Consider the following 26,134-nt stretch of genomic DNA (forward strand, 5'->3'; position numbering starts at 1 on the left):
AGCGCAAGCGGAGCGCGCCGGCCCAAGACGGGCCAGAGGCTTGAGGATGGAAGCCCGCCAGGGCCAAAACCGGGCGCAGCCAGGGTTTGGTTCACGAGAGCCGTCACCCGGAGGGGCGAGCCCAAGCCCAAAGCGTAAGGCGTAATGAGCCCGATACGGGACATTGACTCCATTTTTGCCCCCTAATGTTCCCAAACAGGGGCACTACGTGGGTCGCTGTCCGCCGTGACAGTGGAAGGTCGACCTCACTCCAGTCGTCACAAAGGCTTGGGCTTGGCATCATACCTGGACAACTCGAGATCTCGCAGCTCCATCAACTCGTCACTCTGACGCACAAACTCATCGGGAGTTATCTTTTTGAGCTTGAATTCGTTGTAAAGAGCATCGGACTTTTTCTGGTAAAGCTTGAGCGTGTTAGTCTTGTGAACGCTTTCCGCAGCATTGCCTATGCTCTTATCTCCTTCAAATACCTTAGTCAGGTAGCTTCTGAGGGAGTCAATGCTTTTGTGGCCTGTCCACTTTCTGACCTCGCGCAAGAATTCCTTATCGCTAATCAGTGCAGCCTCGAACTCATCCTTGCTTTCAAACTTGTGTCGCTCTATTAACAATGTGAACAGGTTGGTGATGAATGCATGGCGGAACATGTGGGCACATGCTTGTTCTTCAATGCTAGCAGCTTCTCTAATTTGTGAAATTATCGAGGTTATGGTTTCTGGAGCTATCGGCTTAGCCGTTCTGTCTGATATAAATAAGTAGTCGTTTTTATTTTCTGGGTGAGATTTGATCAGCTTTTGTCTCAAAGCCAAGTAATCTTTGACCTCCTTTAGTGCAACGGCGTTGACCGGGAATTCACGAACAAAACTCTCGCCACGTTTGAGCGTTACGAACTTAAGCATCGGATATTTCATCAACAGAGCATCTCGTAATGCCGATGTCGTCAAAGATGCGATTTCTGTTCGTCGAGCACCTGTGTGTTGGAGGATGGCGAGCAATGCAAGGTGCCGAGCTTTGAGAAATTCGGACTTGTTGGAGTCACGTACTGCCAGCTCCATCCTATCAACGTTGTGCTCGGGAATCGGGCTTCGAGTATGCTCGCGGAAAGGTGAGGGAAAGGAGTGGTGCGATGTTGTATTCGTGATTTTGTGGCGGCTGTTAAACGTGCGAATAACTTCCTCAGTGGTTGATTTGATGGTGCCCTTTTGAGAAACGAAGTTAGGGTCGCCATGAAACTCGCCAATCCAAGTTAGAAACTTAAGGCACTCTCTGCCGATGTTGATGGTGGTTCTGTCTTTTCTTTTGGGTTTGTCTAGTTTTCTCGGATTCGGCTCTTCAATAAGCTCAACGATGAAGTCTTCAAAAAACTTGTCGGTTATATGGTAGGGATCAATCTTGTGCTGCCAGCAGCGCTTTATGAGTTGGCTAATATAGCTGGCGTACTGGCCTATCGTCCCACCTTTGCTATCCTGCATTCGACCATCGGCAGAAATTTGTTCATGCTTCTTGGATAGTTGTAGCAAGTACAGGTTGGCGATATGGCATGGCTCGTTGTTTGGCCACCTCATGTACGGGAATCTATAGAAGGAATGCTTGCGCGTCTTACCCCCAGCAAATCTCTGGAACAGATCAACATGATCTAGCGTTTCCACTAAGAATTCGTCAGTCATCTTTCTTGCCCTTGGTCGAGATGGATACGACCGAGGCCTTCTGTAAAGGCGGGATTTGATACATCTCTGGGTTCAGACTGGTTATTGCTGTGATGCGTTTTAATATTTCCGCAGCACGAATCTTGCGAGTGACTTCATCTTGCGCGCTTACGACGCCATCTAGTTTGCTACGAACATCGGACAAGGTTTGCAGGAGTATTAAGTTAGAGCGTTTGTGCACGTCGAGGCTCAGATTGGCCTCCGCCAGCTGCTCCAATATCGCCTCTCGGGTTCTGTTATTTTTTGTAGGCGGCTTTTGCTCTTCCTTGTTGATAGCCAATACAGCATTCTTGCGCAGGCTATCAATCGCAGAAAATCCACCTGGTATATGCTCTTCACTTCGCTGTTTAAAAGTATTTAGACTTATCGGGGATATATGAAGGGTTTCACCTTCGATATTCATTTCTAAGTCAAGCTTTGCCAAGGATGATTGGCTGATAAGTGCATCCCTGATTTTCGCGTGGTCGAGGTATTTGGAGGGTTTTGCAGTTATCGCTAATAGTAACTTTCTCGTGTTCTCGATTGAGGCGGTTTGAATGGCCTTGCCCTCATCCCATTTCATCTTGTTTCCTCACAACAACAAGGATGTCTACCCGCAAGCCGGTATCACTTTCTAAGAATATTGGCTCCATGGTCATCTGGTCGGTTTCCGTCAGGAAGTCGAAGTATTCTGCAAGTTTTTCTGGATCCATTACTGATACGTTTCGGGTGCCGAATTTCGACTCAATCAGGTCAATCACATCAGTATAGTGCGCGGCACCACCAGTGGCCATACGCTCGCTGAGGGCCTGCGACAAGGTGTTTTGAAGCTCCTTGCCCGGCAGCTCCTCCGTAATGTAGTTCCAGATGTGCGCCGGGTCAGTGTGTCCGAACATCCATTGGAGGATCCCCGCGCTTGCCCCGTAGCCACAATGAAGGAAGACCAGAGCAAAGAATCGCCTCAGTTGGTGCTGACGGATGTAGTAGCGGCGCCCCAGGCTGTCACGCTCGACCTCAAAGTAGTCACAGAACAGGTCAATGTTCTTGTAGTAGAGGTACACGTCGCAAGGGGTCAAAGAGCTTGTGCCGATGATTCCTGGGGATGAGAACAGGGGAAGGTGCTGATCGATGAAGCCGATCTCGATCAGCTCCTTCTGGAAGTCGATCAGCGTCTGAACCATCTCCGCTGCAAGGGGATCAATGGGGCGGGCGTTCCGGGCCCTTCGGCCTTTCAGTCCACGACTGGACTTCGCGATGCGGGCGATCAGCCAGCTTTTGTCCTCGCTGAGGCAGTTGGCAGGATCAAGTCCGCGTAGTTCACAGCCACGCTTCGCCATCGTTGCTCCGACCAACAACTGGATAGCTCCGTAGTAGATCCCGATGAGCTCTAGGAGGCCTGCGTTGCCCCGTAACTTGCTAAAGTAAACTTCCTTGGACTCTTTTAGTTCAGTGCCAGGAACCCTTCCGCTAGAGCGAGTTGAAATCCCCAGGTGCTGTACACCAAGCTCAGCGATGGAGGGTTCAAGGAGCGAAAGAATAATCTCGTCCGGGATGCCTGTGATATTGACCTTGTGTTTCACAGAATACTTGGCGATGTTTACATAGCTTTTGAGAAGCTTTGGGCCGTGTTCAAAGTGCAGCTCAACCCCATCCTTGATCGCCTTGAAGATGATTGGGGTAGGGACGTTCTTGAAACGTCCCATTGCTCCCCCTGCTACTCTGTAGGTGGCTATCTCCCTGAGATTTTCTTTGCTGGGAAGTTTGAAATCTAGGGCTGCGATCTTTTGCAGGAAGGTGAAGGCGGTGCGGTACAAGACCAAGTCCCGCTTGGTCATGCGGTCTGGGTTTCCGTTGGTGATCGGAACGCCGTCGAACTCACGAATGAAACGATCTGTACGCCATATGAAGCCTAATATGCTATGCAGGGGCTTGAGCCGTTTTTTTCCAGCGAGAGTGTCTTTGTATAGAAGAGCGCTAACTCGAATTGAGTTTACGTTAAGCCCACCATTTGGATTGGTGTGGTACATTTTATTGATATAAAGCGCGGCTCGTACACGTGGGATCAGCTCCAAGGGGATCTCCAGTTCATTCTCTTCAAGCTGAAGCGGTGTTATGTCGGCGAGGGTGGGGTATTCCTCCAGGCACTTATCAATACTCTCAGGGCTGGTTGTCTGGAGAAGGGACATGCAGTAGTCAGTGAGGCGGTTGTTCCAATCATAGGTACTCACGGCAACGTAGCTGCTAGTGCCGATCTGCTCGATGATGTCGCACATCACGTCATAGGTAAGCGCGCTCAGGCCATGCTCGACCAGCTCCAAGGCCTCAGCGCTTTGAAGGATGTGGTCGATAACCGTCAGGGTTCGCCGAAAAGAGGCTGACTGGGAGGCCCAGCTATTGCTGAAGCCAGGCCCAGCTGCATTTTCAGTCGACGCGATCAGCCAGCTTTGCAGCGAGTTGAGCAGCTTGACGTGCTGCGGATCGGTTAATAAGGAACCGTCGTACAGGTGAACACGCCAGTCCAGATCTTGGTCGGCCTTGAAACCAAAATTGTATTTCCATACAGGATCCCTATAACTTGAAACAAGCCAGGGCGCCGTCATGAAGTAGGCTATGTCGCGCTTCTTGAACAGGACGGCGAAATGGGCGAGGTGTTCAGGATACTGCATGGATCATCCTCTTGTAGGCGCTTGGGCTGCAGTTCCTTTCGGCGGTTTCCAAGTGAGCGTGTAAGACTTTATCGCCTGTTTTAAGGATGTACGTCTCGACCGTATCGCAAACCGCCGCCCAGTACCTGGCCAGCCCTCGAATAGAGTGCGGCGTCTTACTGGTATTGACGGCCTTCCTGATGGACATCAGCGCGGTCATGCTTTCAGCAGACACGGAGACGCCCACCTCCACAACCTCCCCATCGGCCAAGAGGTTTTCTTCCCTGGTTTTGAGGTTCTCAGGAACCTCCTTGAGCGTGTACCGGCTTAGGAACTCGTGAAGCTGGTCGAAATCGTCGAACTTGGAGGCGCGGAGCAGGTATTTACTGCCTTTCATGGCTTCGCAGATGATGCCCTTCTGGAAGATACGTACATACCGGGTCGCGAAGAAATCGTAGATCGCGGTGGGCAGATAGGAATCCAGCAGGTCTCGATTCATGTGGGCGTGGCCAAGCTTTCTGGCTAGTCTGGGCAGGCTGTGGTTTTGTATATAGTCGGCAACAGCTGCCTGGGCTCTAACCCTGCTAATTGAGAGCTTCTCGATGAAATCCACCAAGTCTTCCCCTCTTTTTATGGTGTGAGGTGAAAGCCGTTCAATGAACAATTCCCGTCTGGACGCATTTTTCTGCACTGCCGTACGATTCAATATGTTGCTATTAGCGGGGATTGGGTAGTTGAAACTTGTCCCGCAAGTGAGGAAGAGTCTTTGCCAGTTAGGATCGCCTTGTTTCTTGAGGAACTGTCGAAGAGGTTCTGTAATTTGCTCAACAATACGAACCAACGCAGCCGCTTTTGGGTGCAGCAGAATTTTCTGCTCCGAATTCTTGCTCCCGCGCCGATCTTTGAAACCAACAAGTAGATAGCCCTTGTCAGTTTTCAAGAACGATACCCTTCGGGAGCCGTCCCAGATTACCAAGTCGTCCATAAAGGTCGTTGTAATTTCAGGGTGGTAAAGAGTGAGTAGACACTGGAATGCAAATAAGCTGGTCGTCATTGGCAGTCCGAGTTTGAGCGCTAAGGCCTGGAGCTGGCATCCATAACGAACGCGCGCATCGGTGGTTATACACATCCCTTCTTCTTCGAAGGTGCGACAGATATTGGAGAAACCTAGCGTATTGAATTCGAGCTGGTTCTTTGGGCTGCGCTCTACCCGTTCCAAGACAGTTCCATCCTGAGCATCTCTGACTCGGCTTCGTTGAGCCTTACGTATCGCCAACGCTTCCGATAACCCCCATTTCCTAATGCATGAAAGATCACTGGTGATCTCCCCGTAGAGCAGGTCAATTGCCCGTATATCCGTGACATGCACAGGTACTTCGGTCAGAAGCTTATCTTTGATCTCAATGCCATCTTTGTTTTTTCTGATATTGAGCTCTGACCCAGGACGACTCTTTCCACTCGGCGTAACGATTGCTTCTTCAACAGCTGACCAAGTACCAGTCTTTAGAAAGCACCTGATAATCAAATTGCGCATAGTTCTGAAGGTACGGGCGTTTAGGTCTGCATTTTCTGTACGTTGCCAAGCGGTTTCTTGGTAATGCCAGAAAAACGCTTCAAAAAAATCTTCCATCATTTCAGATGATTGGAAGGCGGCAGAAGGGAATCGATAGCTTTGCTCGGTTATGAAGTTAGCGAGCAAGTTGATCAGACTGCTCGATACTTTTGCGTGCTTCAAAGAGTCGCGTCTAATTGCTTCGTGGAAAGCTTTGGTGAACTCGGGGCCATGCGAGTGGTACAGGCCGATCAGCTTGAGATAGACAGGTTTTCCTTTTTTGCCCTTAACCTTCCATCCACTCCAGAATGAGACGATTTCTGGGTCTAGCTTGTGCTTGCTATCGCACCATACCTGGTTGTAGTGCGGCTGCCGGTGGCGAAGATGCGTGACTGGGTGCAGGCCAGGAACCAGACCCACTAGGCCTGAAATCATCTGAGCCACGGCAATTGATCGGCCTCGAATTACTGCCGGCGTTAGAAGGGCCACATCCCCAAGATGGAGGCTTCCGAAGAAGCTCTCCACCAACCAGAGAAGCTTTTCCACCTGAAGGTTATCGAGAGTCAGTCGCTCGCCTAAGCAGTGGCAATGACAGTCCAAAAGCTGAAGGGCGCCCCATTTTTGGTTTTGGTTGACGTCTGGAGCCATCAGCAGCTTGCATGCGAGGTCTTCATCAATGGCCTGCTGCGGGTAGTTGGGCATGTAGGCTTTGCTTTTGATGATTGTCACGTTTTTTTGACCTGCGAAGACTGTTGTATTCCAAAAGAATAGGGCTTTCATAATTATCTGACAACATCGCAAATCAGCAAACTCTCCGAGCGCAGCCTCGACGCCGACCTGGCGCTGGCCCTGAGCCTCAACGGCCGCGAACTGTTTCGCGATGAGCAACCGCTGAAGATCCTGCTGATGTCCGCCACTCTGGAAGGCGAGCGTCTGGCCAGCCTGCTGGATGACGCGCCGATCCTGCGCAGTGAAGGCCGCATGTTCCCGGTGCAGATGCGCTGGGGCCGCCCTTATCAGCCCGGTGAATTCATCGAACCGCAGGCGGTGCAAACCATCCTCGAAGCCCTGCACGACGAAACCGGCAGCGTGCTGGTCTTTCTGCCAGGGCAGGCAGAAATTCGTCGGGTCCACCAGCAACTGGCCGACGTCCTCGGCGAGCGCCCCGATGTGCTGTTGTGTCCGCTGCATGGCGAGTTGGACCTCAACGCTCAACGCGCCGCCATCGACCCGGCGCCCGCCGGTAAACGCAAAGTCGTGCTGGCGACCAACATTGCCGAGACCAGCCTCACCATCAACGGCGTGCGCGTGGTGATCGATGCCGGGCTGGCACGCGTACCGCGTTTCGACCCGGGCAGCGGCATGACTCGCCTCGACACCCAGCGCATCTCCCGCGCCAGCGCCACCCAGCGCGCTGGTCGGGCAGGGCGCCTTGAGCCGGGCGTGTGTTATCGCCTGTGGTCCGAAGACCAGCATGAAGGCCTGGCCGCCTACGGCAGTGCGGAAATCCTCGCCGCCGACCTGGCGGGCCTAGCCCTGCAGCTGGCGCGCTGGGGCGTTACACCCAATCAATTGGTGTGGCTGGATGTGCCGCCGACCGCCGCGTATGCCCAGGCCCAGGATTTGCTGGTGCGCCTCGGTGCGTTGAATGACGACACACTCACCGCCCACGGCCAGAAAATGGCCGAACTGCCGGCCCACCCGCGTATCGCCCATCTGCTGTTGCGCGGGCAGGACCTGGGGCTGGCAAGCACCGCGTGCGATGTCGCCGCGCTGTTGGGCGAGCGCGATATCTTGCGCGGCAGCGGTGCGGACTTGCACAGTCGCTTGGCGCTGCTGTCCGGTGAAGAGCGCTCGCGCGGTACGCAAGGCGGCGTGCAACGGGCCAGGCAGTTGGCCCGGCAATACCGCGGCTATTTAAGAGGGCAGGCGACTCAAGCAGTGGCCGACCCCGATCATCCGCGCTGGCTCGGCGCCTTGCTGGCACTGGCCTACCCGGACCGCGTTGCCCAGCAACGTCGCCCAGGCGGTGCCGAGTACCGCCTGGCCAACGGCCGCGCGGCGCTGTTCGCCGAGGCCGATAGCCTGATGAAACAACCCTGGCTGGTCATCGCCGACCTGGGCAGCCGCCAGGGCCAGCGTGAAGAGCGCATCTACCTGGCGGCGGATTTTGACCCGGCGCTGTTCGACACGGTGCTTGCCGAACAAGTGCGCAGCGTCGATCAACTCGACTGGGACGAGCGTGAAGGCGTGCTGCGCGCCGAGCGCCAACGCAAAGTTGGTGAGTTAGTGCTCAGCCGCGAACCCCTCACCGGCCTCGATGAGTCCGCGCGCAGTCAGGCACTGGTCAACCTGGTGCGTCGCAAAGGCCTGGAACTGCTGCCGTGGACGCCGGAACTGCGCCAATGGCAGGCCCGCGTCATGCTGCTGCGTCACCTTGACGCCGGCAAAACCAGTGAATGGCCGGATATCAGCGACAGTGCCTTGCTCGCCAGCCTCGAACACTGGCTGATGCCCTACCTGGGCAAAGTGTCGCGCCTGAGCCATTTTGCCAACCTGGATATCTCCAGTTTCCTGCACAACCTGCTGCCGTGGCCGCTGCCCCAGCGTCTCGATGAACTGGCGCCGCAGCATGTGAAAGTGCCGTCGGGCTCGTCGGTGCGGCTGGACTACAGCGAACAGCCACCGATCCTCGCGGTGCGCTTGCAGGAGTTGTTCGGGCTGGCCGACACCCCGCGCATTGCCGGTGGGCGCCAGGTGGTGAAGCTGCACCTGCTGTCCCCGGCGCGACGGCCGGTGCAGGTCACCCAGGATCTGGCGAACTTCTGGCGCAGCACCTACGCCGAGGTGAAGAAGGATCTGAAGGGGCGCTATCCCAAGCATTACTGGCCGGATGATCCGTTGGTGGCCGAGGCAACAGCGCGGATCAAACCCCGCAAGTCATAACACCACAGGGTCCAAATGTGGGAGGGGGCTTGCCCCCGATAGCGGTCTGTCAGCTAGAGAGGTATTGGCTGGCACACTGTAATCGGGGGCAAGCCCCCTCCCACATGGGTTTGTGGTGTTGGTTATGGCGCGGCCGGTAGCAGGAACCGGGCGATCACCGGCAGGTGGTTGGATATCCGCAAGGTGTCTTCCTGCCGCACTTTCGCCTCGACCCGCTTGATCCGTGGGCTGTAGAACAGGTAATCCAGCGTGCGGTCCGGCCCGTCCACGCTTGGGTCGTTAGGGAAGTGCGTCAGCCACTTCTCACGGTCGATGCCGCTGGATTGGCTGTTGCTCGGGACCATCGGGTATTTGTCCCACAGCAGATGCAGCTCGCTGTCCGGCGAATACTGCCCGCGCTTGCCGGCGTCCAGGCGCAGGAATTGGCCCAGGGGCAGCAGGTTGAAATCCCCGCCGATCAGCCAGGGCGTGCCGCGCCCTTCGAATTTATCCAGGAGCTTGACCGTGGTCTGTACTTGTTCCAATACCGCGCTGCGCCCTGGGGCGTCACCGTCCAGGCGCGTGTTGAGCACCGCCAGTTGGCCGCCGTCGCTCAGGGGCAGGTAAGTCAGCAGCAAGGCCGGCTTGGGCTGGAACTGGCGGCTGAGGATGTTGGCCTCGGACGCCGGCAATTGCAGGCGTTCGGCGTGTTCGATCTGATAGCGGCTGAGTGTCGCGAGCTTGCGGCCGACGCTGCCGAAGATATGCCAATCGGGCACGAAGTCGGCTTTCCAGTCGAAGGCCTGGGCGCTGCATGGGTACAGGTCGACCAGGCGTTCCTGCAGCAGGGCCAGTTGGTCCTGATAGTGGGAAGGCTTGGCGTTTTCGTCGAGCTCCTGCAAGAGCAGGATGTCGGGTTGTTCGTCGCGGATCACCCGCGCCACTTCGTCAAGGCTGGCGGCCATGTCTTCCACGGTAGGCCGATCATCCGGGCCGCTGCCATCGGCCGTGTCGTACCAGAACACGTAGTTCTTGCCGGCCAGGTATTGCACGTTCCAGGTCATGACCTTGAGCGCCTGCCCCGGCAGCAGCGTGGGCGCACGCGGCGCAACGCAACTCACCGGCAGGGTTTCCTTGGGCTCGGGACGCCAGGTCAGGCTGTAGACCATGGCTGCAAACAGCCCCGCGATGATCAGCAGGCTCAGCAAGGTGATGCGCAATAAACGGGTCATCGGCTCGGCTTATAGCGTTTCAGAAGTGGCACGGAGCATATCACCGCGCGTCGGCATCGCCACCGATCAGCATGAATAAACGGAACAGTACCACGCTGGTAAACAGCTGCAGGAAGCTGTGGGCGCTGTCCAGTAACAGGCCCAGCAGCGGCGCGGGCGCGGGGTAGGCCGCTACGCTGGCGCCCTTGAGCAGCCACAACGGCGTCATCACACACAGCAGGCACACCAGGATCCTCCAGAAATGCCCACGGCTCAGGCGGAAACTTTCCTTCATCGCCTCCAGCGCTGGCATGCCGCGCAGCACCAGCAGGTACTCGGCAAACGCCAGCACCACCATCAGCCACAGGCCCGGCAGGAAATACAGCGACAGCCCCAGCAGGATCAGCAGCGTGCTCATGGCCGTCAGCAGGGCAAAGCGCGGCCACAGGGTCAGGGCCATGGCCCAGACATCCTTGGTGCGCGGCGACTCGCCACGGGTGCGGGCATCCAGAAACAGGATCAAGGCCCCGGTGTACAGCGGGTACACCAGCAACCCCACCACCACGCTGTAGCCGGGGAATGCATCCTCGCCCACCACGTGATTCAGCACCTGTTGCAGCAGGGCTTCGAAAATCACCAACGGCAAGCACAACTGGACGATGGCGCCCAGGTTGCGTTGGGTGAAACGGAAGGAGTCGCGCAGCACGTCTAACGGATTCATCAAGTTCATCGCAGGCCTGAAAGCAAGGGCAACACTTTAACCGATCATCACCGGCGGTGAGCAAACGTAAACCTTGAGTAAAGACCATTGAAACAACTCGTAACACCCCCATAACTAGAGCGGCGCCTGATGACAGGCACACCACGATTTCTACCGGCAATCTAACGAGGTCGCCATGAACAGCGAAGAGCAAACCCTGATCGATGGACTGTTTTCACGGTTGCAACAAGCCGAAACGGACTCAGCCCCCCGCGACGCCCAGGCCGAAGCGCGGATCAAGGAGCACATGACGCGCCAACCGGCGGCCGGGTACTACATGACCCAGTCGATCCTGGTGCAGGAACATGCGCTCAAGAGCCTCGACGCGCAGAACAAGCAGCAGGCGCAGCAGATCCAGCAATTGCAGGATGAACTGCAGAGGGCCAAATCCGCGCAGCCTGCTCCGGCGAGCAGCGGCGGTTTCCTGTCGAGCATCTTTGGCGGCGGTGGTTCCCGTGATCAGCAGCCGGCTCAAAGTGCACCGCCTTCTTCTGGTGGCGGCTGGCGCGAACCGGCGCGGCCTGGGTTCAGCCAACCTGCCCCGCAGCAGAATTATCAACAGCCTGCTCCAGCCGCTCCGGTGGGTAGCGGTTTCCTCGGCGGCGCGATGAAAACCGCAGCCGGCGTGGCCGGTGGTGTATTGCTGGCCGAAGGCATCAGCAGCCTGTTCAACCACAATTCGCAACAGCCGCAAGTCGTGGAAGAAATCATTCGTGAGGAGCCAGCGCCTGCCAGTGACAACGGCAACTGGGGCAATGATGACCAGAAGTACGCCGGCAACGACAGCTGGGGCAGCAACAATTCGGACAGCTTTGCCGACAGCGATTATTCCGACGATTCTTCCTCCTTCGGCGACGACGATTCCTTCGTCTGACCTACCTTGGCCCGGGGCGCTGCGTCGCCCCGGTCTGATTTTTCCCGGCAACCCTCTCGCGGCTGGCATACTTGCACCCTTTCCGGGCCCTGGCGCCTGGCTGTCATGAGGAAGTGCGGTGAAGAAAATTGCAGTGTTCGCCGATGTGCAAAACCTCTACTACACCGTCCGCCAGGCCTATGGTTGCCACTTCAACTACGCCGCGCTGTGGGCTGACATCAGCGCGCGCGGGCAGATCGTCGAGGCGTACGCCTATGCCATCGACCGTGGCGACAGCAAGCAGCAGCAATTCCAGCAGATCCTGCGCAACCTGGGCTTCACGGTAAAACTCAAGCCCTACATCCAGCGCAGCGACGGCTCGGCCAAGGGCGACTGGGACGTGGGCATCACCCTCGACATCATGGACGCCGCCGACCACGTCGATGAAATTGTGCTGGCCTCCGGCGACGGTGATTTCGACATGCTGCTCGACCGGGTTATCCACAAGCATGGCGTCGAGGCCGTGGCCTATGGCGTACCGGGGCTGACGGCCAATTCATTGATACGCGCCGCCAGCCGCTACGTGCCGATCGAAGGCGCTTTGTTGCTTAAATAGATCTTCAGATGGAGTTGGAACAGGTTTGGAACGTATAGCGGTCATCGACTTTGAAACCACCGGCATCACCCCGAGCAGCCGTTGCCGGGCCACGGAAATCGCGGTGGTCATCCTTGAGCGTGGCCAGATCGTGGACCGCTACCAGAGCCTGATGAAAACCGGCGTGCACGTGCCCGCGTTCATCGAACAACTCACCGGCATCAGCAACGCCATGCTGCGCAGCGCGCCGCCGGCGGAGCGGGTGATGAACGAGGTCAATGAGTTCGTCGGGACTACGCCGCTGATGGCGCACAACGCTGCGTTCGACCAGAAGTTCTGGGATTACGAATTGGGCTTGATCCGCCGCACGCGTTTGCAGAAGTTTGCGTGTTCTCTGTTATTGGCGCGACGCCTGATGCCGTCGGCGCCAAACCATAAGCTCGGCACGTTGAACGCCTTCGCTCAACTGCCCCACACCGGCCAGGCTCACCGGGCGCTGGCGGATGCGGAGATGGCGGCCAACCTCACGGCGCACCTGGCCCAGGAGCTGCGCCGTACCCACGGCTTGCGCGAACTGTCCCACGACCTGCTGTGCACCTTGCAGAAAGTGCCGGCGGCGAAGATCAATGAGCACTTGAAGAAGCATCGCGGGTTCTGACCTCGCCACACGCTCCAGAACACTGGGCTCTGAATGTGAAACTCAACATGTGGGAGCCGGGTTTGCCCGCGATGTCGTCGTCAGGGGATAAACGCTATCACCGATGCGGGTGAGCCCGAACCGCCTTCCAGTGCCAGGACGCCGATCACTAATGTGGCTCCTTTGACCGGCAGTTGGTCGAGGTTGGTCAGGCACTCCAACACAATCCCGTCCCCGGCCAGCACCGCACGATTCGTCGCAAATGCAGTGCTCTGCCCCGAATCAATCCCGTGGGTATCAATGCCTACACCGGCTACTTGGCGCTGCGACAACAGAAATTGAATTGCCGCCTCGCCGATCCCTGGGAAATGCGAGCCTTGGGCGTCCTGGCGGAAGAACGCCGCCGGATCATTCCAAAGGTGCTGCCAGCCGGTGTACATCAGCACCACGCAGCCCGGCTCGATAAGCCCGTGCTGGTATTCCCAGTCTTGAATGTCCTGCACGCTGATTTCGTAGTCTGGCGTGCATCGGGCCCGTACGTCGATGACCACCGCATGCCGCACCAGGTCGTGGGGTTGATAGCCGTCGATGCCTATGCCATCAGCATAAAAGCTGTTCGGCGCGTTCATGTGGGTGGCGCTGTGTTCGCCCATGCTGAAACGGCGCAGGAAGTAGCCGTCTTTGCTCAACGACGCTATGTCTTCGAACACCACCGGCGGATCCCCTGGCCACAACGGAATACGCGGGCTGATTGGATGGCTGAGGCTGACGACCTTACCCACCATTTTTCACCTCCAGTTGAGCCAACGGCACCCGCCTCTCTATCGCACTCGACAAAATAATCGAGGTCTTGCTGAACCCGAACTTCGCGATCCGGTTGATCAAATTCTCCAACTCCGGCATCGACCCCACCGCCGCCTGCATGATCACGCACGGGTCGCCGGTCACCCGATGGCATTCTGTCAGCTCGGGAATTTCCGCCAGCGCGTCGTACACCTTCTGACTGCCATGATTGGTCAACCGCAGTTCAATCACGCACTGGATCGGCAACCCCACCTTGGATAAATCCACCTTGGCCTGATACCCGGTGATCACCCCGCTGGCCTCCAATTTGGCCACGCGCTCGGCCACGGCAGGGGCGGAGAGGTTTACCGTGCGGGCCAGTTGCGCGTAGGACGCGCGGCCGTCTTCGAGCAGGGCGCTGAGGAGCATGCGGTCGTATTTGTCCATGATAAGGCTCCGGTTACGCGTGACTTTCGAAAGCACGGTTTATAGCCTTCACAACCATGCTTTGAAAAGTGTAACGGCGTTTTAAACAGGTTTTGTAACTTATGTTTAACGACCTGTCTTTTTAGAATAAGCCTCCCATCTCCTGCCATAGAGCTGCCCAATGCCTGGCCCACGTCGCTTTCCCTTACCGTTGATCGCCGCTTTTTTTGCGCTGTATGTGATCTGGGGGTCCACCTATCTGGTGATTCGCATCGGCGTTGAGTACTGGCCGCCGTTGTTGCTGGCGGGGATTCGGTTTTGCACGGCGGGGGCGTTGATGTATGGCTTCCTGCGCTGGCGTGGGGTGCCGGCGCCGACGTGGCCGCAGTGGAAAGCAGCCGGGATGATTGGTCTTTTGCTGCTCACCGTGGGCAACGGCGGTGTCAGCGTGGCGGAACACATGGGGGTGTCTTCCGGCGTGGCGGCGCTGGCCGTGGCGACGGTGCCGTTGTTCACCTTGCTGTGTGGGTATTTCTGGGGCGCGCGCAACACTCGCTTGGAGTGGGCGGGGGTGATTCTGGGGATCATCGGCATCGCCATGCTCAATATGGGCAGCACGTTGCAGTCGAGCCCGATGGGTGCTGTGTTGCTGTTGGTGGCGGCGGCTTCCTGGGCGTTTGGTTCGGTGTGGAGCCGGCAATTGCCGTTGCCCCAGGGCGCGATGGCCAGTGCTGCGGAGATGCTGGTCGCCGGTGTGGCGCTGTTGTTCGTCAGCGCGCTATCCGGTGAACGCCTGCAGGCCGCGCCGCCGCTGGAAGGCTGGCTGGCCCTGGCCTATCTGACGGTATTCGGCTCGATCATCGCCTTCAATGCCTACATGTACCTGCTCAAGCACGTACGCCCGGCGGCGGCGACCAGCTATGCCTACGTCAACCCGGCGGTGGCGGTATTGCTGGGGATTGTATTCGTGGGCGAGACCATCGGGCTGGAAGAAGCCCTGGCGATGCTGGTGATCATTAGCGCCGTCCTGCTGATCAGCCTGCCCCAGTGGCGCAAGCCCAAGCCGGAAATAAGGTAAACTGCGGCGCATTGCGACCTTGCGCTGAATTTTTCCTACGGTAAACACATGACTTTCGCCACCCTTGGCCTGATCGAACCTTTGCTGCGCGCCCTTGAGACGCTTGGCTACCAGACCCCGACGCCGGTGCAGGCGCAAGCCATTCCGGCAGTGCTGGCCGGTCGCGACCTGATGGCCGCGGCCCAGACCGGCACCGGCAAGACCGCCGGTTTCGCCCTGCCGCTCCTGCAACTGCTGACGATGGAAGGGCCGAAAGTCGCCGCCAACTCGGCGCGTGCGCTGATCCTGTGCCCGACCCGCGAGCTGGCCGAGCAGGTGCACGCCAGCGTCGCCGAGTACGCCCAACACCTGCCACTCACCACCTACGCGGTGTACGGCGGCGTGAGCATCAACCCGCAGATGATGAAGCTGCGCAAGGGCGTCGACATTCTGGTCGCCACGCCCGGTCGCCTGATCGACCTGTTCCGCCAGAACGCGCTGAAGCTCAACCAACTGCAAACCCTGGTGCTCGACGAAGCCGACCGCATGCTCGACCTGGGCTTCTCGGAAGAGCTGGCGAACATCTACCGCATGCTGCCGAAAAGGCGCCAGACCCTGCTGTTCTCCGCGACCTTCTCCGATGACATCCGCCTGCTGGCCGGGCAGATGCTCAACGACCCGCTGAGCATCGAAGTCAGCCCGCGCAACGTTGCTGCCAACACCGTGAAGCAGTGGATCGTGCCGGTGGACAAGAAGCGCAAGCCGGAGCTGTTTGTGCACCTGATGCGCAAAGGCCGCTGGAAGCAGGTGCTGGTGTTCGCCAAGACCCGTAACGGCGTGGATGCGCTGGTGGATAAGTTGCAGGGCCTGGGCATCAATGCCGACGGCATCCATGGCGACAAGCCTCAAGCGACCCGCCAACGTGCGCTGGACCGTTTCAAATCCAGTGAAGTGCAGATCCTGGTAGCCACTGATGTGGCAGCCCGTGGCCTGGACATCGAAGATTTGCCGCTGGTGGTCAACTTTGACTTGCCGATCGTGGCTGAAGACTACATCCACCGAATCGGCCGTACCGGGCGTGCGGGCAATACCGGTGAGGCGATTTCCCTGGTGTGTGCCGATGAAGTGAACATGCTGTCGGCCATCGAGATGCTCACGCGTCAGACCTTGACCCGCAAGATGGAGCCGGACTTCGAACCGGAGCACCGCGTGCCGGACACCGACGCCAGCGGGCAGGTGGTGAAGAAGCCGAAGAAACCGAAGAAGCCTAAAACGTCCGGTGGTGGCGGTAAGCGCAACCTGGGCAAGTGGGTGGACAGCGGTGAAGTGACGCCGGCGGAGCCTTCGATCAAGCCGGTGCGCAAGGTGCCCGTTTTTAATACCGGGCCGCGCAAGAAGAAGTAAGTTCTTCAGCGCGGCTGATGGCCTCATCGGGGGCAAGCCCCCTCCCACATTTGACTGTATTCACAAATCAAAGTGTGGGAGGGGGCTTGCCCCCGAAGGCGGCTTTGAATTCACCGCAATCTCAGCGATTGAGCCACTCCAACATCCCCCGCCCAGCCGCCCGGCCGCTGGCAAAACACCCCGTCAGCAAATACCCCCCGGTCGGCGCTTCCCAATCCAGCATCTCCCCCGCACAAAACACTCCCGGCAACTGCTTGAGCATCAAGCGCTCATCCAGCGCCTCAAACTGCACGCCGCCTGCGGTGCTGATCGCTTCATCCATGGGCCGGGTCTTCACCAGGAGCAAGGGCAGCGCCTTGATATCCACCGCCAACTGCGCCGGATTATTGAAGTGGTCAGCCGGCGCCCACTCGCGCAGCAGTGCGGCTTTCACCCCATCCAACCCCAATTGACTGTGCAGATGCTTGCTCATCGAGCGCGAACCACGCGGCTTGGCCAGGGCAGCCAGGACCTTGTCTAGCGGCTTGCTCGGCAACAGGTCGATATGCACGGTGGCCGCACCGTCGCGGTTGATCGCTTCGCGAATCGGCGCGGCCAGCGCGTAGATCAAGCTGCCTTCGATGCCGGTAGCGGTGATCACGCATTCGCCCAGCCGAGGCTTGTCGTCCCCCAGCCCGATGGCGACGTTTTTCAACGGCGCGCCAGCGAATTTGCTGACCATCAATTCGCTCCAGGCCGACACCTCGAAACCGCAGTTGCTCGGTTGCAGCGGGGCGCAGGGCACGCCGCGATCCGCCAGCAACGGGAGCCACGCACCGTCCGAGCCCAGGCGCGACCAGCTGCCGCCGCCCAGCGCCAGCAGCACGGCATCGCTGCGGACAGTTTTTTCGCCTTCGGGGCTGTGGATAAGTAAGTCGCCCTCGGCATTCCAGCCTACCCAACGATGCCGGGTGTGGATAACCACGCCCTGGTCGCGCAGACGCTTGAGCCAGGCGCGCAGCAGCGGGGCGGCTTTCATATCTGTAGGAAACACTCTGCCCGAGCTGCCGACAAAGGTCTCGATCCCCAAGCCATGAATCCACTCGCACAACGCCTCGGCCCCAAAACTGCGCAGCAGTGGCGCCATGTGCGGCGCACGTTCGGCATAGCGCGACAGAAACGCCGGGTACGCCTCGGAGTGGGTGATGTTCATGCCGCCCACGCCGGCCAGCAGGAACTTGCGCCCCACGGACGGCATGCCGTCGTACAGGTCCACCCGTACGCCTGCCTGGCTCAGGACTTCGGCGGCCGTCAATCCGGCAGGGCCGCCGCCGATGATGATGACGTGTGGGGGAGGGGTATCGGGCATGGGCTGCGCTCGCATAAATTAGCCGAGCATTCTACCCGACGAGAGTGAAAACGCCTGATCAAAAAACGTACAGCTTCCTACAGGCCTTATGATTAGTAGCTCTCACACGCTTACACTCAAGTTATCCACAGGTGGTTCCACAGGCATTGTGGGTAACGCTCACAGTTCAGTGACAACCTGATGACGTCCATACCCGTTGCGCACTGTGGTGCAGAATGCCGTGGCGGCGGGCCAGGGCCGGGCGGTCCTTGCTGTAGCCGCCGCCGATCACGCCCATCACCGGGATGTTGCGGCCCAGGCAGTGGCGCATCACGCTTTCGTCGCGGGCGGCGACGCCTTGGTCTGTCAGCTTGAGGTAACCGAGGGCGTCGTCCTTGTGCACATCGACGCCGGCGTCGTACAGCACCAGGTCCGGCTGGTAGAGCGGCAGCAGGTAGTTGAGCGCGTCGTCCACCACCTTGAGGTAGTCGGCGTCGCCCATGCCCATCGGCAGAGGGATGTCCCAGTCACTCTGGGCCTTGCGCGCGGGGAAGTTCTTTTCACAGTGCAGCGACACGGTGATGGCGTCTGGCGTGTCGTGGAGGATGCGTGCCGTGCCATCGCCCTGGTGCACGTCGCAATCGAAGATCAGCACGCGGTTGACCCGGCCACTGGCCAGCAGGTAATGGCTGATCACCGCCAGGTCATTGAAGATGCAGAAGCCCGCCGGGTAATCGTAGTGAGCGTGGTGGGTGCCGCCTGCAAGGTGGCAGGCCAGGCCGTGTTCCAGTGCTTGCTCCGCTGCCAGGATGGAGCCACCGACCGCGCGCACGGTGCGCCGGGCCAGGGCTTCGTTCCAGGGCAGGCCGAGGCGACGTTGGTCCTCGCGGGACAACTCGCCGCCCATGTAGCGTTCGATATACCCAGCGTCATGGGCCAGGGCCAGAATCTCTGGCGGGCACAGCTGCGGGCGCAGCAGTTGGCTGTCCTCGGTCAGTCCGGTGGACACCAGGTGGTCGCGCAGCAGGCGGAACTTGTCCATGGGGAACCGGTGGTCCGCCGGGAACTCGGGGCTGTAGTCATCGTGGTAGATCAATGGCAGAGGCATGGGATTTTCTGACGGGAACCTGCGACGCATCTTACCCGCGTTGTACACTCACGCACATGGCAAGGGAGGGGACCCATGGAGCCGATACTCGAATTGGAAAGCGCACGCCTTTTGTTGCGCCAATGGCGCGACAGCGACCTGCCGGACTTTGCGCGCATGTGCGCCGACCCGCAGGTGATGCGTTATTTCCCGGCCACACTGAGCCACCTGGAAAGCGCCGCGTTGATCGGGCGGATTCGTGGCCACTTCGCCGAATACGGCTTTGGCCTGTGGGCGTTGCAACGCAAGGACACGGGGGAATTCATCGGTCTCACCGGGTTGCTGAATGTCAGCTTCGATGCCGACTTTACCCCGGCGGTGGAAATCGGCTGGCGCCTGGCTCGCGAACACTGGGGCCTGGGCTATGCCAGCGAGGCCGCGTGGACCGCATTGCGCTGTGGTTTTGATCGTCTGAACCTGGACGAGATTGTCGCCTTCACCACCGAATCCAATCTGCCATCACAAAAAGTCATGCAGGCCATCGGTATGCATTACGATCCCCAGGCAGATTTTGAACACCCCAAGGTCGCAGCCGATGACCCGCTGCGCCATCATGTTTTGTACCGCATCACCCGCGCCCAATGGTTGGACACGCTGCACGGATAGGCAGCCCGGAATGCCCGATAGATTTTAGGAGTTGCTCTATGAGCCAAGTATTGGAAGATCTGGTGGACCTGCTGACCCTGGAGCCTATCGAGGAAAACCTCTTTCGTGGCCGCAGCCAGGACCTGGGTTTTCGCCAACTGTTCGGCGGCCAGGTGCTCGGCCAGTCGCTGTCGGCGGCCAGCCAGACCGTAGAAGAAGCGCGGCACGTGCATTCGCTGCACGGTTACTTCCTGCGCCCCGGCGACGCGAAATTACCGGTGGTGTACTCGGTGGACCGCGTGCGGGATGGCGGCAGTTTCAGCACGCGTCGCGTGACCGCGATCCAGAAGGGCCACCCGATCTTCACCTGCAGTGCATCCTTCCAGTATGACGAAGAAGGTTTTGCGCATCAGAGCACCATGCCGGTGGTAGTCGGCCCGGAAAACCTGCCGTCAGAGCTGGAACTGACCCAGCAACGCGCGCACCTGATCCCCGAGCACATGCGCGACAAGCTGCTGTGCCCCAAGCCGATCGAAGTGCGCCCGGTCACCGAGAAAGACCCGTTCAACCCGCAACCGTCCGACCCGGTCAAGTACGTGTGGTTCCGCGCCGACGGCGCCCTGGCCGATGCACCGGCGCTGCACAAATACCTGCTGGCCTACGCCTCGGACTTCGGCCTGCTGACCACTTCGCTGCTGCCCCACGGCAAAACCGTGTGGCAGAAAGACATGCAGGTCGCCAGCCTCGATCACGCGCTGTGGTTCCACGCCGACCTGCGTGCCGATGACTGGTTGCTCTACGCCATGGACAGCCCGTGGGCCGGCAATTCCAGGGGGTTCTCCCGAGGCAGCGTGTACAACCGCGCCGGGCAACTGGTGGCCTCGGTCACCCAGGAAGGCCTGATTCGCCATCGCAAGGATTGGGCATGAGCCTGACAGAGGTTAAACATTGGGTGTTCGACATGGACGGCACCCTGACGGTGGCCGTGCATGATTTCGCGGCCATTCGCGTGGCCCTGGAGATTCCACCTGAAGACGACATCCTCACGCACCTGGCGGCGTTGCCGAAGGAGGTTGCGGCGGCCAAGCATGCCTGGTTGCTGGAGCACGAGCGTGAGCTGGCGTTGGAGTCGGTGGCCGCCGAAGGCGCGGTAGAACTGGTGCGCGAACTGGCCGGGCGTGGCTATCGCCTGGGCATCCTGACGCGCAATGCGCGGGAGTTGGCGCATATCACCCTGGACGCGATTGGCCTGGCGGACTGTTTTGCCATGGAGGACGTACTGGGGCGTGACGATGCGCAACCGAAGCCGGATCCGGACGGCCTGCTGAAACTCGCGGCGGCGTGGGATGTGGCGCCAAGCGAGATGGTGATGGTCGGTGATTACCGCTTTGACCTGGACTGCGGCCGGGCGGCGGGGACGCGAACGGTGTTGGTGAATCTGCCGGAGAACCCGTGGCCGGAGTTGGCGGATTGGCATGCATCGGACTGCGCGGTGCTGCACCAGATGATCCAGCCCAGACAATAGAGATCAACTGTGGGAGGGGGCTTGCCCCCGATAGCGGTGTATAAATCAGCACATGTGTAGTTGGCAGACCGCAATCGGGGGCAAGCCCCCTCCCACAGGTTATGGCGTGAACAGTACTTTCTGGCCCTCGGGCGACGTAAACATCCCATCCCCGTTATGCCCCACTCCCGGCACTTCCACCAGCGTGTGACTCAACTGCGGGTGCCGCTGCTTGAGGTAGTCAAAATAGTTGTGCCCACGAATCAGGCGGTACGCGCCCTGGGTCTCGGCGGCGCAGCTTTTGTCCAGCGCCGGGTGGTTCGGGTCGGTGTCCTGCTGGCCCAGCAGGTAGGTGATATTGCGTGACACGTAAGCCTGCTCCAGCTGTTGGGCGCTATGGCCCTTGGCGTAGTCGGGCAGGTTGTGCAGGCCGTACTTCCAGTCGTTGAAGCCTGGGCAACTCGCGGTGTCGAACTTCACTGGGCGTTGTGGGGTGAAGTAGGCGTAGGACGAAGGGTTGGCCACCACGTAACGCAGGCTGATGCCTTCGGTTTGCAGCAGCGGGTGGTCGTGCCCGATGAGGGCGAAGCGCTGCACCACCTGGCCGCCGCCGGAGTGGCCGGCCACGACAATTTCCTTAAGCGTCGGGAACAGCTTGCGGTTGCCCAGGTGCTTGATGAGCTGGTCGAGGACGCCGTAGGAACTGATGTGTCCCGGACCGGTGGAGGGTTCGCCGGCCATCCAGTCATTGCCGTTCCAGCGCAGTACCTGATTGTCCAAGTGGTTGCGCTTGACGTCGGACGCATTCAGAAACTGCGGCGCAATCACCAGTGTGTTGGCGCTCTGGCCTGCGTGCTCGGCGGCGTCTTCAGCGCTTTGCAGGTAGGTCTGCGCATTGCGCAGGCGGCCGTGCACGATGATCAATGCGCGGGTGACCTGGGGCAGTGGCTGGCGCCAATCCTGGCTCAAACCGAGGCTGAGATCGCCGGCCTCCAGGTGGAAACGATGGGGGCTGACGTCCTTGACGCCGTGTTCGGCGGCCCAGGTTGAACACGTGACTAACAAGCCCAGCAGCCATCCCAATCGTTTATTCATTTAAAGACCCTTGGCGGTAAACGTGTCGCATTGAGTGATCTGGCCCTGGGCGAAGCCGGTCTTGAACCAGCGAACCCGCTGTGCCGAGGTGCCGTGGGTAAACGAGTCCGGCACAACACGCCCCTGACCCTGTTGCTGCAAGCGGTCATCGCCAATGGCGTTGGCCGCGTTCAGTGCTTCTTCGATATCGCCGGGTTCCAGCCAGTTGAGGCGCTTTTGCGCACGGTTGGCCCAGACCCCGGCGAAGCAGTCGGCCTGCAGTTCCTGGCGCACCAGCAGGCCGCCATCACCTTGCATCGGCCGACCCTGCTGGCGTGCGGCCTGGATTTTCGACGAGATGCCCAGCAAGGTCTGCACGTGATGCCCGACTTCGTGGGCGATCACGTAGGCCTGGGCGAAATCACCGGCGGCCTGGAAGCGCTGCGACATTTCCCGGAAGAAATCCAGGTCCAGGTACACCTGCTGGTCAGCCGGGCAATAGAACGGGCCGCTGGCCGAGGTGGCTCCCCCGCAGGCGGAATTGACCCGGCCACGGAACAGAATCAGTTTCGGATTCTTGTAGGCCAGGCCGTTTTCCTGGAACACCTGGCCCCAGGTGTCTTCGGTATCGCCCAGCACGGCGCGGACAAAGTCTGCTTGCTCATCGTTGGCCGGCGGCGCCTGACGTGTCTGCGTACTCACCGAGGGTGCCTGTTCCATCTGGCCGGTCAGTTGGCCGAGGATCTGCAACGGGTCCTGGCCGGTCAACCAGCCGATGCCGACAATCAGCACGATGGCCGTGAGGCTCAGGCCCTTGCCGCCCCCAAAGCGCATACCGCCCCCACCACCGCCGCTGTCATCGCGGGCGTCGACCACGTTGTCGCTGCGTCGGCCTTTTTTCCATAGCATGGGGCAATCCTCTTGGTGAACGGTCCTACATTAATTGGGGAAGAGTATGGCCGTTAATCGCGGCAATAGCCTTCGCCGGTATCGACAATCAGGCAATCCTTTTTATCCGCCAACCATTTCAAACCGGTGGCTTCGCCGTCGCCGGCGCTCAATTGCTGGGGGCCGTCCGGGCGGGTAAAGGCGATGCCGTCTTCGTTGGCTTCACCTTTGAAGGTGCCGGAGTCGTCGTCATCAAGGCCATATTTCATGGTCAGAATGTAGTGACCACGGCCAATACTGTCGTCCTTGGCGATGGTGAGGTAGAGGCCTTCTACGCCGATCCACTTGCCGAGCCATTTGTCGGTGGGCGGCGTTGCCGGCACCAGGGTGGCCTGCACGGACGCCGGTGCCGGCTTGGGGGCTGGCTGCTCTTGCTGGTTGCACGCGGTGAGCAGGGCAAGGGCAGACAGGACAAAGAGGATTTTTTTCATAGCAGCAAGGCCTTGATTAAAAAGTGTGCAACACGGCGGTCAACGTGCAGCGTTGGACTCGAATCCCGTGATTTAGTGCGCTGTTCGCACGGTGTTTGGTTATGCTCTAGGGGCAGACGCAGGCCCGGCTGCTAGATTACCGGGTTGAGTGCCACGCGTTCAGCTCGCCACGCAAGAGAATTCCATGACTGTCAGCACCCCCCTTTCCGGCGTCAACCACCCCTTCAAAGGCATTTTGCTGATTGTACTGGCGACGTTCCTGTTCTCCAGCCATGACGCCTTGTCCAAATACCTGGCCGGGTTCTACCCGATCGTGATGGTGGTGTGGGCGCGTTACCTGGTGCACACCCTCTTGATGGCCGGCATCTTCCTGCCGCAATCGGGCTTGCGCGTGCTGCGCAGCAAGCGGCCGGGGATGCAGGTGGTGCGGGCGCTGTGCCTGTTGGGCACCAGCCTGTTTTTCACCTCGGCGCTGCACTTCATCCCCCTGGCGGAAGCCACGGCGGTGAACTTCCTTGCACCGATCCTGGTAACGGCGCTCTCGGTGCCGCTGCTCGGCGAACATGTGACGCGTGGCCAGTGGCTGGCGGTGATCTGCGGGTTTGTCGGGGTGCTGGTCATCATCCACCCGGGCGGCGAACTGTTCACCCCGGCGGTCTTGTTGCCCCTGTGTTCGGCGCTGTTCTTCTGCTTCTACCAACTGCTCACGCGCATTCTCAGCCAATACGACACGCCCACCACCAGCAACTTCTTCGCCGGTCTGTGCAATACCTTGGTGATGAGTGCGATGGTGCCGTTTTTCTGGCAAGTGCCGACGCTGTGGCACGGCGTGTTGATGCTGGCCCTGGGCACCTGCGGGATGACCGCGCATTTGATGCTGACCCAGGCGTTCCGCTTCGCGGCACCGGCCTTGCTGGCGCCGTTTGGCTATTGCCAGATCGTGTTCGCGGGGTTGTTGGGCTGGCTGGTGTTCAACCACACCCCGGACCTGACCACGGTGGTCGGTATCGGGGTGATCTGCATGAGCGGGCTGGCCGCTGCCTGGCAGCAGCGGCGCCGGTAGCTGAGACGGTAGATCAAACGTCCACGGTAGGGATCTTGCGCGGCGCCATGAAGTACATCCAGGTCAGCGCAATGAAGTACATCGCCGGGATCAGGGTGAACAACACCGTGTAGTTGTTGTTCGTGACCGTGAGGATATGGCCGACGATCTGGGTCATGAACATGCCGCCGATGGCCGCGCACATGCCACCAAAACCGAACACCGTGCTCATCATGTGCTTGGGTGTGTAGTCCATCACCAGGCTCCAGATGTTGGCGGTCCAGGCCTGGTGTGCGCCAATCGCCAGGGAGATGGCGAACACCGCGACCCACAGCTGGCTGGAACCGGCGGCCATGATCACGCCGACGATGCAGCAGGCAAACAGCAGCATCGACAGCAGCCGCGCCTTGATCGAGTTCATGCCTCGGCCGATCAGGAACGACGACAGAATCCCACCCCCCACGCTGCCGAAGTCGGCGGTCAGGTAGATGATGATCAGCGGGATACCCATCTGGGTCACGTTGATGCCCAGGTTGTATTGCTGGTTCAGGAACGGCGGCAGCCAGTACAGGTAGAACCAGAACACCGGCGCGGTCATCGAGTAGGCGAGGGCGAAGGCCCAGGTGCCACGCATGCGCAGGATGCGGCTGAAGGGCACGCGGGGTTGTTCCGGTTCGACTTCCTGTTGCACGTAGTCCAGTTCGGATTGTTTGACGGTGGGGTGGTCTTCCGGGTTGAAGTACTTCAAGCCCCAGAACAGCAGCCAGATCCCTCCGAGCGCCGACATGCACAGGAACGCCGCCTGCCAGCCCCACACGTGCAGGATCAACGGCAGCAGCATCGGCGTCATCATCGCACCCACGTTGGTGCCGGCGTTGAAGATACCGGTGGCCACTGCCCGTTCACCGGCCGGGAACCACAGGCGCGTGGTCTTGACGCAGGCCGGGTAGTTGGCGGCTTCGGTCAGCCCGAGAATGAAACGACAGACCATGAAGCCCACCGCCGAGGTGGCCAGGCCGTGGGCGCCGGTGGCCAGGCTCCACAACAGGACCGCGCAGAAGAACACGCGCTTCACGCCGACCCGGTCGATCAAGCGGCCCTGCAGCACAAAGCCGATGGCATAGCCGACCTGGAACCAGAAGTTGATGTTGGCGTAGTCCATCGCCGTCCAGCTCATCTCCTTGGCGAGGATAGGCTGCATCACGCCCAATGCGGCGCGGTCGATGTAGTTGAGGGTGGTGGCGAAGAATACCAGGGCCAACATGCCCCAGCGCGTTTTACCCACGGCCAGGGCGCCGCGGATCTTGTCGCCGATGCCGGCGTGCGGTGTGCCCGGGCGGTCGGCCAGGACGGAGTTTTGCAGAGGCATGAGGTCGTACCCGTTTTTTGAAATTTTTATGGTGTGTTCTGGGTCTTGTTACTGAATCGATGGTGCGCAGCGGCTAAAAAATCGTCAATTCGCCAAAACGGCTTTGTGTTCGATAATCGCACCAAAAACTAACCGGTTCGTACATTTTAATTGCTGTGAACAGTTTAGCGGCCAATA

At 59.4% G+C, this 26,134-nt stretch carries 23 protein-coding genes and 1 pseudogene; 10 read left to right on the plus strand and 14 right to left on the minus strand.

The genetic code is table 11. From position 1 onward, the window contains the following. Positions 1 to 257: 257 nt before the first annotated feature. The 4 genes from BM110_RS24975 to BM110_RS24990 are packed head-to-tail and all read right to left on the minus strand — an operon-like array spanning position 258 to position 6,767. The gene (locus BM110_RS24975) at positions 258 to 1,664 is read right to left on the minus strand and encodes a tyrosine-type recombinase/integrase (protein WP_093514351.1); all 1,407 of its coding nucleotides are present in this window, start codon (positions 1,662 to 1,664) and stop codon (positions 258 to 260) included. Continuing rightward, positions 1,657 to 2,265 (minus strand): hypothetical protein, encoded by a 609-nt coding sequence (locus BM110_RS24980; RefSeq protein ID WP_093514352.1) that lies wholly within the window; start codon positions 2,263 to 2,265, stop codon positions 1,657 to 1,659. Before BM110_RS24980 ends, BM110_RS24975 begins: the two co-directional genes overlap by 8 nt. Then, positions 2,252 to 4,348, minus strand: coding sequence for a site-specific recombinase (locus BM110_RS24985; RefSeq protein WP_093514353.1), 2,097 nt, complete (start codon positions 4,346 to 4,348; stop codon positions 2,252 to 2,254). The genes BM110_RS24980 and BM110_RS24985 overlap by 14 nt, the downstream gene beginning before the upstream one ends. After that, complete coding sequence (locus BM110_RS24990; RefSeq protein ID WP_256575460.1) at positions 4,335 to 6,767, minus strand: hypothetical protein; 2,433 nt, start codon at positions 6,765 to 6,767, stop codon at positions 4,335 to 4,337. The genes BM110_RS24985 and BM110_RS24990 overlap by 14 nt, the downstream gene beginning before the upstream one ends. Here BM110_RS24990 and hrpB point away from each other — a divergent pair. Then, a pseudogene (hrpB, locus tag BM110_RS24995) lies at positions 6,696 to 8,825 on the plus strand (ATP-dependent helicase HrpB); the annotation flags it as partial. The gene BM110_RS24990 and the pseudogene hrpB overlap by 72 nt on opposite strands. A 122-nt stretch (positions 8,826 to 8,947) precedes the next feature. Here the strand turns inward: hrpB and BM110_RS25000 are convergent. Continuing rightward, positions 8,948 to 10,036 (minus strand): endonuclease/exonuclease/phosphatase family protein, encoded by a 1,089-nt coding sequence (locus BM110_RS25000; protein WP_093514354.1) that lies wholly within the window; start codon positions 10,034 to 10,036, stop codon positions 8,948 to 8,950. A gap of 40 nt (positions 10,037 to 10,076) precedes the next feature. Then, entirely contained in the window at positions 10,077 to 10,736 is a 660-nt protein-coding gene (locus tag BM110_RS25005) for a YciC family protein (RefSeq protein WP_093514403.1), read from the minus strand. A 175-nt stretch (positions 10,737 to 10,911) separates the two neighbouring features. Between BM110_RS25005 and BM110_RS25010 the strand changes: the two genes are divergently transcribed. From BM110_RS25010 to BM110_RS25020, 3 genes are all read left to right on the plus strand, one after another. Beyond that, the gene (locus BM110_RS25010; RefSeq protein WP_068932002.1) at positions 10,912 to 11,649 is read left to right on the plus strand and encodes a DUF2076 domain-containing protein; all 738 of its coding nucleotides are present in this window, start codon (positions 10,912 to 10,914) and stop codon (positions 11,647 to 11,649) included. 118 nt (positions 11,650 to 11,767) lie between these two features. After that, positions 11,768 to 12,244 carry a LabA-like NYN domain-containing protein gene (locus BM110_RS25015; protein ID WP_025858209.1) on the plus strand — a complete coding sequence of 159 codons (477 nt, stop codon included), beginning with the start codon at positions 11,768 to 11,770 and terminating at the stop codon, positions 12,242 to 12,244. 25 nt (positions 12,245 to 12,269) lie between these two features. Further along, positions 12,270 to 12,881, plus strand: coding sequence for a 3'-5' exonuclease (locus BM110_RS25020; RefSeq protein ID WP_092248204.1), 612 nt, complete (start codon positions 12,270 to 12,272; stop codon positions 12,879 to 12,881). A gap of 80 nt (positions 12,882 to 12,961) precedes the next feature. Here the strand turns inward: BM110_RS25020 and BM110_RS25025 are convergent, their stop codons facing one another. Together BM110_RS25025 and BM110_RS25030 are read right to left on the minus strand one after the other, a co-directional pair. After that, positions 12,962 to 13,645 (minus strand): cyclase family protein, encoded by a 684-nt coding sequence (locus BM110_RS25025; RefSeq protein ID WP_092248207.1) that lies wholly within the window; start codon positions 13,643 to 13,645, stop codon positions 12,962 to 12,964. Further along, the gene (locus BM110_RS25030; RefSeq protein ID WP_092248210.1) at positions 13,635 to 14,090 is read right to left on the minus strand and encodes an Lrp/AsnC family transcriptional regulator; all 456 of its coding nucleotides are present in this window, start codon (positions 14,088 to 14,090) and stop codon (positions 13,635 to 13,637) included. The genes BM110_RS25025 and BM110_RS25030 overlap by 11 nt, the downstream gene beginning before the upstream one ends. Positions 14,091 to 14,250: 160 nt before the next feature. Between BM110_RS25030 and yedA the strand changes: the two genes are divergently transcribed. Then, complete coding sequence (yedA, locus tag BM110_RS25035) at positions 14,251 to 15,147, plus strand: drug/metabolite exporter YedA (protein WP_092248213.1); 897 nt, start codon at positions 14,251 to 14,253, stop codon at positions 15,145 to 15,147. A 48-nt stretch (positions 15,148 to 15,195) separates the two neighbouring features. Next, the gene (locus BM110_RS25040; RefSeq protein WP_093514355.1) at positions 15,196 to 16,530 is read left to right on the plus strand and encodes an RNA helicase RhlE1; all 1,335 of its coding nucleotides are present in this window, start codon (positions 15,196 to 15,198) and stop codon (positions 16,528 to 16,530) included. Between the two features lie 121 nt (positions 16,531 to 16,651). Here BM110_RS25040 and BM110_RS25045 read toward each other — a convergent pair whose 3' ends face one another. Both BM110_RS25045 and BM110_RS25050 read right to left on the minus strand, forming a co-directional pair. Beyond that, the gene (locus BM110_RS25045) at positions 16,652 to 17,878 is read right to left on the minus strand and encodes a TIGR03862 family flavoprotein (protein WP_093514356.1); all 1,227 of its coding nucleotides are present in this window, start codon (positions 17,876 to 17,878) and stop codon (positions 16,652 to 16,654) included. A 166-nt stretch (positions 17,879 to 18,044) separates the two neighbouring features. After that, positions 18,045 to 18,965, minus strand: a complete 921-nt coding sequence (locus BM110_RS25050; RefSeq protein ID WP_093125762.1) for a histone deacetylase family protein — start codon at positions 18,963 to 18,965, stop codon at positions 18,045 to 18,047. A gap of 75 nt (positions 18,966 to 19,040) precedes the next feature. On the opposite strand from BM110_RS25050, the gene BM110_RS25055 reads away from it, so the two are divergent. The 3 genes from BM110_RS25055 to BM110_RS25065 are packed head-to-tail and all read left to right on the plus strand — an operon-like array spanning position 19,041 to position 21,114. Further along, positions 19,041 to 19,610, plus strand: coding sequence for a GNAT family N-acetyltransferase (locus BM110_RS25055; RefSeq protein ID WP_071489928.1), 570 nt, complete (start codon positions 19,041 to 19,043; stop codon positions 19,608 to 19,610). A gap of 38 nt (positions 19,611 to 19,648) precedes the next feature. Further along, entirely contained in the window at positions 19,649 to 20,518 is an 870-nt protein-coding gene (gene tesB, locus BM110_RS25060) for an acyl-CoA thioesterase II (protein ID WP_092248219.1), read from the plus strand. Continuing rightward, a complete protein-coding gene (locus BM110_RS25065; protein WP_092248221.1) occupies positions 20,515 to 21,114 on the plus strand; it encodes an HAD family hydrolase in 600 nt (199 codons plus the stop codon). The genes tesB and BM110_RS25065 overlap by 4 nt, the downstream gene beginning before the upstream one ends. Before the next feature lie 99 nt (positions 21,115 to 21,213). Here the strand turns inward: BM110_RS25065 and BM110_RS25070 are convergent, their stop codons facing one another. From BM110_RS25070 to BM110_RS25080, 3 genes are read right to left on the minus strand one after another with little or no spacing between them, the layout of a single operon-like run. Next, positions 21,214 to 22,188: a hypothetical protein gene (locus BM110_RS25070; RefSeq protein ID WP_093514357.1), complete on the minus strand. Its 975-nt coding sequence runs from the start codon at positions 22,186 to 22,188 to the stop codon at positions 21,214 to 21,216. Beyond that, the gene (locus tag BM110_RS25075) at positions 22,189 to 23,076 is read right to left on the minus strand and encodes a KPN_02809 family neutral zinc metallopeptidase (RefSeq protein WP_093514358.1); all 888 of its coding nucleotides are present in this window, start codon (positions 23,074 to 23,076) and stop codon (positions 22,189 to 22,191) included. It abuts the gene before it with no gap. A gap of 53 nt (positions 23,077 to 23,129) precedes the next feature. Beyond that, positions 23,130 to 23,546 carry a membrane lipoprotein lipid attachment site-containing protein gene (locus tag BM110_RS25080; RefSeq protein WP_071489932.1) on the minus strand — a complete coding sequence of 139 codons (417 nt, stop codon included), beginning with the start codon at positions 23,544 to 23,546 and terminating at the stop codon, positions 23,130 to 23,132. A gap of 184 nt (positions 23,547 to 23,730) precedes the next feature. On the opposite strand from BM110_RS25080, the gene BM110_RS25085 reads away from it, so the two are divergent. Next, a complete protein-coding gene (locus BM110_RS25085; RefSeq protein WP_071489933.1) occupies positions 23,731 to 24,609 on the plus strand; it encodes a DMT family transporter in 879 nt (292 codons plus the stop codon). A 13-nt stretch (positions 24,610 to 24,622) separates the two neighbouring features. Here the strand turns inward: BM110_RS25085 and BM110_RS25090 are convergent, their stop codons facing one another. Then, a complete protein-coding gene (locus tag BM110_RS25090) occupies positions 24,623 to 25,957 on the minus strand; it encodes an MFS transporter (protein ID WP_092248230.1) in 1,335 nt (444 codons plus the stop codon). Positions 25,958 to 26,134: the final 177 nt, after the last annotated feature.

This window comes from Pseudomonas sp. NFPP28, assembly GCF_900115535.1.
Classification (GTDB): Bacteria; Pseudomonadota; Gammaproteobacteria; order Pseudomonadales; family Pseudomonadaceae; genus Aquipseudomonas; species Aquipseudomonas extremorientalis.

What these genes read in the sequence shown, in the direction of transcription:
- BM110_RS24975 (WP_093514351.1), bottom strand. Translation starts at nt 1,664, where the DNA reads ATGACTGACGAATTCTTAGTGGAAACGCTAGATCATGTTGATCTGTTC.
- BM110_RS24980 (WP_093514352.1), bottom strand. Translation starts at nt 2,265, where the DNA reads ATGAAATGGGATGAGGGCAAGGCCATTCAAACCGCCTCAATCGAGAAC.
- BM110_RS24985 (WP_093514353.1), bottom strand. Translation starts at nt 4,348, where the DNA reads ATGCAGTATCCTGAACACCTCGCCCATTTCGCCGTCCTGTTCAAGAAG.
- BM110_RS25000 (WP_093514354.1), bottom strand. Translation starts at nt 10,036, where the DNA reads ATGACCCGTTTATTGCGCATCACCTTGCTGAGCCTGCTGATCATCGCG.
- BM110_RS25005 (WP_093514403.1), bottom strand. Translation starts at nt 10,736, where the DNA reads ATGAATCCGTTAGACGTGCTGCGCGACTCCTTCCGTTTCACCCAACGC.
- BM110_RS25010 (WP_068932002.1), top strand. Translation starts at nt 10,912, where the DNA reads ATGAACAGCGAAGAGCAAACCCTGATCGATGGACTGTTTTCACGGTTG.
- BM110_RS25025 (WP_092248207.1), bottom strand. Translation starts at nt 13,645, where the DNA reads ATGGTGGGTAAGGTCGTCAGCCTCAGCCATCCAATCAGCCCGCGTATT.
- BM110_RS25030 (WP_092248210.1), bottom strand. Translation starts at nt 14,090, where the DNA reads ATGGACAAATACGACCGCATGCTCCTCAGCGCCCTGCTCGAAGACGGC.
- yedA (WP_092248213.1), top strand. Translation starts at nt 14,251, where the DNA reads ATGCCTGGCCCACGTCGCTTTCCCTTACCGTTGATCGCCGCTTTTTTT.
- BM110_RS25040 (WP_093514355.1), top strand. Translation starts at nt 15,196, where the DNA reads ATGACTTTCGCCACCCTTGGCCTGATCGAACCTTTGCTGCGCGCCCTT.
- BM110_RS25045 (WP_093514356.1), bottom strand. Translation starts at nt 17,878, where the DNA reads ATGCCCGATACCCCTCCCCCACACGTCATCATCATCGGCGGCGGCCCT.
- BM110_RS25050 (WP_093125762.1), bottom strand. Translation starts at nt 18,965, where the DNA reads ATGCCTCTGCCATTGATCTACCACGATGACTACAGCCCCGAGTTCCCG.
- BM110_RS25055 (WP_071489928.1), top strand. Translation starts at nt 19,041, where the DNA reads ATGGAGCCGATACTCGAATTGGAAAGCGCACGCCTTTTGTTGCGCCAA.
- tesB (WP_092248219.1), top strand. Translation starts at nt 19,649, where the DNA reads ATGAGCCAAGTATTGGAAGATCTGGTGGACCTGCTGACCCTGGAGCCT.
- BM110_RS25065 (WP_092248221.1), top strand. Translation starts at nt 20,515, where the DNA reads ATGAGCCTGACAGAGGTTAAACATTGGGTGTTCGACATGGACGGCACC.
- BM110_RS25070 (WP_093514357.1), bottom strand. Translation starts at nt 22,188, where the DNA reads ATGAATAAACGATTGGGATGGCTGCTGGGCTTGTTAGTCACGTGTTCA.
- BM110_RS25075 (WP_093514358.1), bottom strand. Translation starts at nt 23,076, where the DNA reads ATGCTATGGAAAAAAGGCCGACGCAGCGACAACGTGGTCGACGCCCGC.
- BM110_RS25080 (WP_071489932.1), bottom strand. Translation starts at nt 23,546, where the DNA reads ATGAAAAAAATCCTCTTTGTCCTGTCTGCCCTTGCCCTGCTCACCGCG.
- BM110_RS25085 (WP_071489933.1), top strand. Translation starts at nt 23,731, where the DNA reads ATGACTGTCAGCACCCCCCTTTCCGGCGTCAACCACCCCTTCAAAGGC.
- BM110_RS25090 (WP_092248230.1), bottom strand. Translation starts at nt 25,957, where the DNA reads ATGCCTCTGCAAAACTCCGTCCTGGCCGACCGCCCGGGCACACCGCAC.